Below are 8132 nucleotides of genomic sequence, written 5' to 3'. Positions count from 1 at the left end.
CCGCTGACCTCCTGCATGCCATGCAGGCGCTCTCCCAGCTGAGCTAAGGCCCCGTTCCAGCGTGGCGCCGTTTGGGTCCGGCGCCTTGCGAGGTCGCTGCCATTAGGTGGCGGCGAACTCCTTGGCAAGCACAAAATTCAATTAATTGTCGTCGCCGTCATCATCGCCGCCAGCGTCGACGCCCAGGTCGTCGTCACCGCCCAGATCGACGTCATTATCGGGCGAATCGCCGTCATCATCCACGTCCAGATCCAGGTCCAGATCGTCGTCCGCCGTCTCGCGCTCGCCATCGGCGGTTTCGATGACCTTCTTGGGCGCTTCCTCATAGGGCAGCGGCTGCTTCGACTTCAGCACAGGCTCGGGTTCCCAGGCGGTTGCGCAGTTGATGCAGGTGACCGGGTCATCCTTGCCCAGGTCGTAGAAGCGCGTGGCGCATTTCGGGCAGGTACGCTTCGTGCCCCATTCAGCCTTGACCATGTCCGGCCTTGTCCTTCTTGCGAGTGCTCAAAATAGATATTACGCGGCACGACAGGGTCGCCCGCGAAGAGACGGCGCCTTGCCATAGCGAAACCGCGCTGTCAAAAGCCGGGCGCATTTTTTCAAGTTTTGCAGACGGATTGACCCGTGACCGCTTCTTCCAACCAGCCGACCCCCATGACTTTCCATGCTGCTCCGCCGCTTTCCGGCTCGATCACCGTGCCTGGCGACAAGAGCATTTCGCACCGCTCGCTGATGCTCTCCGCCCTGGCCGTGGGCGAAAGCCGGGTCGAAGGGCTGCTGGAGGGGGAGGATGTCCTTTCCACCGCAGCCGCGATGCGGGCGATGGGGGCGGACATTCAGCGCGACGCCGACGGCATCTGGCATATTCACGGCGTCGGAGTCGGCGGCCTGCTCCAGCCCGAAAGCGCGCTCGACATGGGCAATAGCGGCACCTCGACCCGCTTGCTCATGGGTCTGGTCGCCAGCCACGCTATCACCGCGACCTTCGTGGGCGACGCAAGCTTGAGCAAGCGCCCCATGGCCCGCGTCACCGAACCGCTGTCCCGCATGGGCGCCAGCTTCACCACCAGCCCGGGTGACCGCCTGCCCCTCACCATGCGCGGCGCCTGCCCGGCGGTGCCGCTCGACTATCGCCTCCCCGTCGCCTCGGCGCAGGTGAAATCCGCGATCCTGCTCGCGGGCCTCAACACCCCCGGCATCACCCGCATCGTCGAGCCGATCCCGACCCGCGATCATAGCGAACGCATGCTCTAGGGCTTCGGCGCAGACCTGAACGTAGAGGTCGAAGCCGACGGCACCCGCATCATCACCCTGAAGGGCGAAGCCGAACTCCGCCCGCAGTCGATCACCGTCCCCGGCGACCCCTCCTCCGCTGCCTTCCCGATGGTTGCCGCGCTGCTGGTCCCCGGCTCGAAGGTTACCATCGCCAATGCCGGCCTCAACGCAACCCGTGCCGGCCTCATCGACCTTCTGCGCGAAATGGGTGGCGATATCGTCATCGAAAACCCCCGCGAAGTCGGCGGCGAGCCGGTGGGCGACCTCGTCATCACCGCCTCGGCATTGAAGGGCGTGGAACCCGATCCCGCCCGCGCGGCTTCGATGATCGATGAATATCCCGTCGCCTTCATCGCCGCCGCTTTCGCCGAAGGGCGCAGCACCTTCCGCGGTCTTGAGGAACTGCGCGTCAAGGAATCGGACCGCATCGCCACCATGGCGACCGGCCTGCGCGCCATCGGGGTCACCGTCGAGGAACTGGAGGACGGCATCGTCATAGAGGGCAGCGGCGGAGCCCTCCTCCCCGGCGGCGGCCCGATCGCCACCAGGCTCGACCACCGCATCGCCATGAGCTTCGCGGTCGCGGGCCTCGTGTCGAAGAAAGGCGTCACCATCGACGACATGCGCCCGGTCGCGACCAGCTTCCCCGGCTTCACCGGCCTGTTGCAAGCCCTCGGCGCAATGGCATGAATTTCGACCTCGCCAATATCATAGGTCTGATCGGCAGCGGTCTGATGGTCATCGCCTATGCCTATAGCAACATGACGAAGATGCTGAACTTCACCTTCTTCAATCTGCTGAATCTGGTCGGCGCGCTGCTGTTGATCTATTCGCTGACGGTCCATTTCAACGTTGCGTCGATGGCGCTGGAAATCGTCTGGGCCTTCATCGCCCTCATCGGCCTCGCCAAGGCACTGCGGAAAGGCAAAGCATCATGATCATCGCCGTCGACGGCCCAGCCGCATCGGGCAAGGGCACGATCGCCAAGGCCTTGGGCCGCCACTACGGTCTGCCCGTCCTCGACACCGGCCTGCTCTATCGTGCGGTCGGCCTCGCCGTCCTGAAGGCCGGGGGCGACCCGGACCATGAAACCGATGCCCTCGCCGCCTGCGATTTCGAAGACGCCGTTCTCACCGACCCGGCGCTCCGCAGCGAGGCCGTAGGCTCCCTCGCCTCCCGCGTCTCGATCCACCAGAGTGTCCGGCAGGCGCTGGTGAAGCGCCAGCGCGACTTCGCCACCAAGCCCGGCGGCGCCATCCTCGACGGTCGCGACATCGCGACCGTCATAGCTCCCGACGCGAACGCCAAGATCTTCGTCACCGCCAGCGTCCATGTTCGCGCCCAGCGCCGCTATGACGACGCGCTTTCCCATGGCGGCCACCCCGACATGGACAGCCTGATCGCGGACATTCAGGCCCGCGACACCCGCGACATGAGCCGTGACCATGCCCCGCTGCGCATGGCCGATGGAGTGGACTTGCTCGACACCAGTAATTTGACTATAGACGCCGCCGTCCAGCAGGCCATTGCGCTGGTGGACGCCCAGTTGGAACGTCGGCGCAAAGCCTGACGCGATGACGGCGCTTGGGATTCCCATGCGCCCTTTTCGTTTATCTGCGGGTGTCTCACGCATCATGGCCGAACGGATGTTCACGCGGCAATCCGGCCGTGCGGACTGTTTGGCCTCAAAGACCACCGGACACAACCGGTAGGCCAGCAATGACGAGTGAAGGAAACTACCATGGCCTCTACGGCATTCCCCTCGCGCGACGATTTCGCCGCGCTTCTCAATGATTCCCTCGGTGGCGAGGACGGCGGCTTCGAAGGCCGCGTCGTCAAGGGCACCGTTACCGGCATCGAAAACGACATGGCGCTGATCGACGTCGGCCTGAAGTCGGAAGGCCGCGTGCCGCTGCGCGAATTCGCTGCGCCGGGCCAGAAGGCTGACCTGAAGGTCGGTGACGAAGTCGAAGTCTATGTCGACCGCGTCGAAAACGCCCATGGCGAAGCCATGCTGTCGCGCGACCGCGCTCGCCGCGAAGCCGCCTGGGACAAGCTCGAATCCGAATTCACCGAAAGCGCGCGCGTCGAAGGCGTCATCTTCGGCCGCGTCAAGGGCGGCTTCACCGTCGACCTCGGCGGCGCCGTGGCATTCCTTCCGGGTTCGCAGGTCGATATCCGCCCCGTACGCGACGTCGGCCCGCTCATGGACCTGCCGCAGCCCTTCCAGATCCTCAAGATGGATCGCCGCCGCGGCAACATCGTCGTGTCGCGTCGCGCCATTCTGGAAGAAACCCGCGCCGAACAGCGCTCGGGCCTCATCCAGACGCTGGCCGAAGGTCAGATCATCGAAGGCGTGGTCAAGAACATCACCGACTATGGTGCGTTCGTTGACCTGGGCGGCATCGACGGCCTGCTGCACGTCACCGACCTCAGCTACAAGCGCATCAACCACCCGAACGAGATGATCAACATCGGCGACACCGTCCGCGTTCAGATCATCCGCATCAACCGCGACACCCAGCGCATCAGCCTTGGCATGAAGCAGCTGGAAAGCGATCCGTGGGAAGGCGCCGCCGCTAAATATCCGGTCGGCGCGAAGCTGTCGGGCCGCGTCACGAACATCACCGAATATGGTGCGTTCGTGGAGCTCGAAGCGGGCATCGAAGGCCTGGTCCACGTTTCGGAAATGTCCTGGACCAAGAAGAACGTCCACCCCGGCAAGATCGTTTCGACGAGCCAGGAAGTGGAAGTCCTGGTTCTCGAGGTCGATCCCGAGAAGCGCCGCATCTCGCTCGGCCTCAAGCAGGCCCAGAACAACCCCTGGGACAGCTTTGCCGAACGTCACCCGATCGGTTCGACGGTCGAGGGCGAAGTCAAGAACGCGACCGAATTCGGCCTGTTCATCGGCCTGGACGGCGACGTCGACGGCATGGTCCACATGTCGGACATCGCTTGGGGCATTTCGGGCGAAGACGCGCTGGCGCTGCACCGCAAGGGCGAGACGGTTCAGGCCGTCGTTCTCGACATCGACGTCGAGAAGGAGCGCATCAGCCTCGGCATGAAGCAGCTTGAGCGTGGCGGCCCGGCCGCTGGCGGCACGGCTGCTGCGGCTGCCGGCCTCAACAAGAACGCGATCGTCACCGTGACGGTTCTGGAAGTGCGCGACGGTGGCCTGGAAGTCCAGGCTGGCGAAGACGGCGCCGCTGGCTTCATCAAGCGCAGCGACCTTGGCCGCGACCGCGACGAGCAGCGTCCGGAACGCTTCCAGGTCGGTCAGAAGTTCGACGCCATGGTCACCGGTTTCGACCGCGCCAAGAAGCCGACCTTCTCCGTCAAGGCGATGCAGATCGCTGAAGAGAAGCAGGCTGTGGCTCAGTATGGCTCGTCCGACAGCGGCGCGTCGCTGGGTGACATCCTGGGCGAAGCCTTGAAGGCGAAGAGCGAAGGCTGATCTCCTTCGATATCTAACTTAAGTAATAGAGCCCGTCGGAACTTAGCTCCGGCGGGCTTTTTCTATTCCCAAAATGAGAATGACCTACCGATATTGGCTGATTGTCAGAAGCTTTGGGATTCATTATAAATTAAATGGGAACCAGAAGGGGGAGTCTGGAGGACCAATGATACGCTCGGAACTGATACAGAAATTGGCTGAGGAAAATCCAAACCTCAACCTCCAGGAAGTGGAAAGGATCGTAGATCTTTTCTTCAAGGAAATAGTCGACCGCCTTTCAACGGGTGGGCGAGTGGAACTCCGTGGCTTTGGCGCGTTTACGACACGGGCGCGCGACGCGCGTACTGGCCGCAATCCGCGAACCGGTGAGCAGGTTCCCGTGGATGCCAAACGGGTTCCCTATTTCAAGCCCGGAAAGGAAATGCGGGAACGGTTGAACAGCAAAGCTGCCGTCTGATTCAAGCACATCCTTGACCTGTGCGCCGTTAGCCTTCAGGGGTAACGGCCTCAAGCGGACGTGGCGAAATCGGTAGACGCAGCGGACTTAAAATCCGCCTCCCCCTGGGAATGCGGGTTCAAGTCCCGCCGTCCGCACCAGCGCGCTTTATTGCTGGATATCCTGCGCATTTGTCGCGATGATTGGCCATGGCCGGCGCGATCAACCCCCAAAGCTTCAGCGATTCCCTTGTCATCCTGGGAGCGGCGGGGCTTGTCATTCCAGGGTTCGCCCGTTTTCGTATCAGCCCTGTCATCGGCTTCATTCTGGTCGGGCTGGCGGTCGGCCCTTCAGGGCTAGGCGCATTGGTCAGCCAATATCCCTGGCTTTATCATGTCACCATTTCCAATAGAGCAGCGATAGAACCCTTCGCCGAGCTTGGCGTTATATTACTTCTTTTCTCCATTGGACTGGAACTGAGTTTTCGTCGCCTTTGGACAATGCGAACGCAAGTATTCGGGGTGGGTGCGGCAGAATTAATTGGTGGCGGCACTCTCATTGCACTTGGCCTTTATTTTCTGGGGCAAGCGCCAGCCGGCGCATTCGGTCTGGGACTGGCCTTGGCGCTGTCTTCCACGGCGGTCGTTCTGCCGATGGTGGGCACGCAAAGCGCCGTGGGGCGCGCAGCCTTTTCCATGCTCCTGTTCGAGGATCTGGCGCTCGTCCCCATCATCTTCATGCTGGGCGCACTGGCGCCATCGGTCGCGGCGAGTCCGGACGGTCCGTGGAACGAACTGGCCGACACTCTGCTCAAAAGCGGCATCACCATCGCCATCATGCTGGTCCTTGGCCGCATCTGCCTGCCGCATATTTTCAGTCAGGCCGCGCGGACCAAGAGCCCGGAAGTGTTCCTGGCCGCCAGCCTGCTGGTCGTCATCGTTTCCAGCATGGCGACGTCCATAGCCGGCTTGTCGCCGATCGTCGGCGCGCTGCTGGCCGGGTTGCTGATTGCCGAAACCGATTATCATGGCGAGGTCGAGGTCATGACCGCGCCATTCAAGGGGCTGGCGCTGGGTGTCTTTCTCATCACGGTCGGCATGGGTCTGGATGTACGCGTCATCCTTGCCAACTGGCCTAATCTCATTCTGGCGGTGGTCGGGGTGGTGCTCGCCAAAATCCTGGTGACTGCGGCGTTGCTGCACCTTTCTGGCGCCCGAAAAGGCGTTGCGCTGGAAGTCGGCGTATTGATGTCCAGCCCGTCGGAAACCACCCTCATCGTGCTTTCCGCTGCGGCGGCCGCGCAGTTGATATTGCCGTCTACCGCCGCATTCTGGCAGATCGTGACGGCAATCGGGCTTACCATCACCCCGCTACTGGCGCGCCTGGGACATGATATTGCCCGGCGGCTGGAAATGGCGCTGGGCGAAGAAGCGGCGGAGGTCAGCGAAGATCAGGCTGAAGCGGCTGCGGTCGTGATCGGCTTCGGGCGGGTTGGGCGCATGGTTTGCGATCTGCTGACCGTCCACAAACAGCGCTTCATCGCCGTGGAATCCGATCCCGATGTCGTGGCGGAGGCGCGGCGCGGGGGATATCCGATCCTGTTCGGCGATGTTTCGCGAACCGAAATGCTGGACAAACTGCGTTTGGGACATGCCCGAGCGTTGATATTGACGATGGATGATCCCGTTCTGTCCGTTCGGGTTACGAAACGCGTCCGGGGTTGGGTGCCGGATTTGCCGATCATTGCGCGAGCGCGGGACACCGATCATGCGGCGCAGCTCTATCGGGCGGGTGCGAGCGATGCGGTTCCGGAAACGCTGGAAAGCTCGCTTCAACTGGCCGAAACGGCGCTGGTCGATCTGGGCGTGGCGATGGGGCCGGTGATCGCCTCCATCCATCAAACCCGCGAGGATCTGCGGATGGACATCAAGGATGCGGCGCAGTTGGAAACAGCGCCGAAGCTGCGGCGGTTGCGGCCGGATGAAGTGCCTTAAGCGTCATCCTGCGACGGACTGAAAACCGACCAGCCGGTGCGGCGGGCCAGTTCTTCCAGAGCCAGCGTGCCGAGTTGGCTGTTGCCATTCTCGTTGAGGCCGGGGGACCATACGGCAATGGAGGCCCGGCCGGGGACGATCGCGAGAATGCCGCCGCCTACCCCCGATTTCCCTGGAATGCCGACGCGGAAAGCGAAATCGCCCGAAGCGTCATAATGGCCGCAGGTCAGCATCAGGGCGTTGATGCGCTTGGCCCGGCTGGGCGAGACGACACGGCCACCCTCGGGATGTTGGCCGTCGAGCATCAGATAGCGGCCAGCCAGAGCGAGTTGGCGGCAGCTCATTTCGATCGCGCATTGGTGGAAATAGGTGCCGAGCACCAGATCCGCGGAATGGCGGATATTGCCGAAGGCGCGCATATAATTGGCCAGAGCCATGTTGCGGAAGCCGGTCGCGGTTTCGGAGGCGGCGACGGTTTCGTTGATGGCGATGCTGTCGTCACTGGCAAGATAACGGACAAAGCGGAGCATTTCACCAATGGCGACGCGGGGTTGGTGACCACCCAGATTGACGTCCGCGACGACGATCGCGCCCGCATTGATGAAGGGGTTTCGGGGAATGCCCTGTTCCTGCTCCAGCTGGACAATGGAATTGAAGGCATTGCCGGAGGGTTCCCGTCCTACCCTTTCCCAAAGCTGGTCCCCGACCTTGCCGAGCGCGAGCGTCAGGGCGAAAACCTTCGAGATCGACTGGATCGAGAAACCGGTTTCGGAATCGCCGCCCTCGATCAGGCGGCCATCGGCTGTGGCGATCGCGATGCCGAACTGGCTGGGGTCGATCCCGGCCAGTTCCGGAATGTAGCTCGCCACGGTGCCGCGATCTTCCCGGGTCGCAGCTTGAGCAACGATTTCAGCAAGGATCGCAGGCAAGTCCATAAGCGACGATCAGCCTTCGAAGAACAGAATCCGGGTTA

At 62.7% G+C, this 8132-nt stretch carries 7 protein-coding genes, 1 tRNA gene and 1 pseudogene; 7 read left to right on the top strand and 2 right to left on the bottom strand.

The genetic code is table 11. The features are described 5' to 3' along the window. Positions 1–141: 141 nt before the first annotated feature. The gene (locus tag RUH75_RS09350; RefSeq protein ID WP_150292351.1) at positions 142–477 is read right to left on the bottom strand and encodes a TIGR02300 family protein; all 336 of its coding nucleotides are present in this window, start codon (positions 475–477) and stop codon (positions 142–144) included. A gap of 177 nt (positions 478–654) precedes the next feature. Here RUH75_RS09350 and aroA point away from each other — a divergent pair. From aroA to RUH75_RS09315, 7 genes and pseudogenes are all read left to right on the top strand, one after another. Next, a pseudogene (gene aroA / locus RUH75_RS09345) lies at positions 655–1965 on the top strand (3-phosphoshikimate 1-carboxyvinyltransferase). Continuing rightward, positions 1962–2213 carry a CBU_0592 family membrane protein gene (locus RUH75_RS09340; RefSeq protein WP_313804903.1) on the top strand — a complete coding sequence of 84 codons (252 nt, stop codon included), beginning with the start codon at positions 1962–1964 and terminating at the stop codon, positions 2211–2213. Before aroA ends, RUH75_RS09340 begins: the two are co-directional and overlap by 4 nt. After that, positions 2210–2845, top strand: a complete 636-nt coding sequence (gene cmk / locus RUH75_RS09335) for a (d)CMP kinase (protein WP_313804900.1) — start codon at positions 2210–2212, stop codon at positions 2843–2845. The genes RUH75_RS09340 and cmk overlap by 4 nt, the downstream gene beginning before the upstream one ends. Positions 2846–3016: 171 nt before the next feature. After that, the gene (gene rpsA / locus RUH75_RS09330; RefSeq protein WP_313804897.1) at positions 3017–4729 is read left to right on the top strand and encodes a 30S ribosomal protein S1; all 1713 of its coding nucleotides are present in this window, start codon (positions 3017–3019) and stop codon (positions 4727–4729) included. A gap of 166 nt (positions 4730–4895) precedes the next feature. Then, positions 4896–5186: an integration host factor subunit beta gene (locus tag RUH75_RS09325; protein ID WP_313804923.1), complete on the top strand. Its 291-nt coding sequence runs from the start codon at positions 4896–4898 to the stop codon at positions 5184–5186. A 54-nt stretch (positions 5187–5240) separates the two neighbouring features. Then, a tRNA-Leu gene (locus tag RUH75_RS09320) sits at positions 5241–5326 on the top strand. Positions 5327–5374: 48 nt separating this feature from the next. Further along, complete coding sequence (locus RUH75_RS09315; RefSeq protein WP_313804920.1) at positions 5375–7159, top strand: cation:proton antiporter; 1785 nt, start codon at positions 5375–5377, stop codon at positions 7157–7159. Here the strand turns inward: RUH75_RS09315 and RUH75_RS09310 are convergent. Then, positions 7156–8094, bottom strand: a complete 939-nt coding sequence (locus RUH75_RS09310; RefSeq protein WP_313804894.1) for a glutaminase — start codon at positions 8092–8094, stop codon at positions 7156–7158. The genes RUH75_RS09315 and RUH75_RS09310 overlap by 4 nt on opposite strands. Between the last annotated feature and the right edge of the window lie 38 nt (positions 8095–8132).

It is taken from the genome of Sphingobium sp., assembly GCF_032153725.1.
GTDB lineage: Bacteria > Pseudomonadota > Alphaproteobacteria > Sphingomonadales > Sphingomonadaceae > Sphingobium.
Note: the sequence above shows the minus strand (reverse complement) of the source record. Positions and strands in the feature narration are given on the sequence as shown.

Coding starts and splice junctions, on each gene's coding strand:
- RUH75_RS09315 (WP_313804920.1), top strand. CDS start 5,375: ATGGCCGGCGCGATCAACCCCCAAAGCTTCAGCGATTCCCTTGTCATC.
- RUH75_RS09325 (WP_313804923.1), top strand. CDS start 4,896: ATGATACGCTCGGAACTGATACAGAAATTGGCTGAGGAAAATCCAAAC.
- RUH75_RS09310 (WP_313804894.1), bottom strand. CDS start 8,094: ATGGACTTGCCTGCGATCCTTGCTGAAATCGTTGCTCAAGCTGCGACC.
- RUH75_RS09340 (WP_313804903.1), top strand. CDS start 1,962: ATGAATTTCGACCTCGCCAATATCATAGGTCTGATCGGCAGCGGTCTG.
- RUH75_RS09350 (WP_150292351.1), bottom strand. CDS start 477: ATGGTCAAGGCTGAATGGGGCACGAAGCGTACCTGCCCGAAATGCGCC.
- rpsA (WP_313804897.1), top strand. CDS start 3,017: ATGGCCTCTACGGCATTCCCCTCGCGCGACGATTTCGCCGCGCTTCTC.
- cmk (WP_313804900.1), top strand. CDS start 2,210: ATGATCATCGCCGTCGACGGCCCAGCCGCATCGGGCAAGGGCACGATC.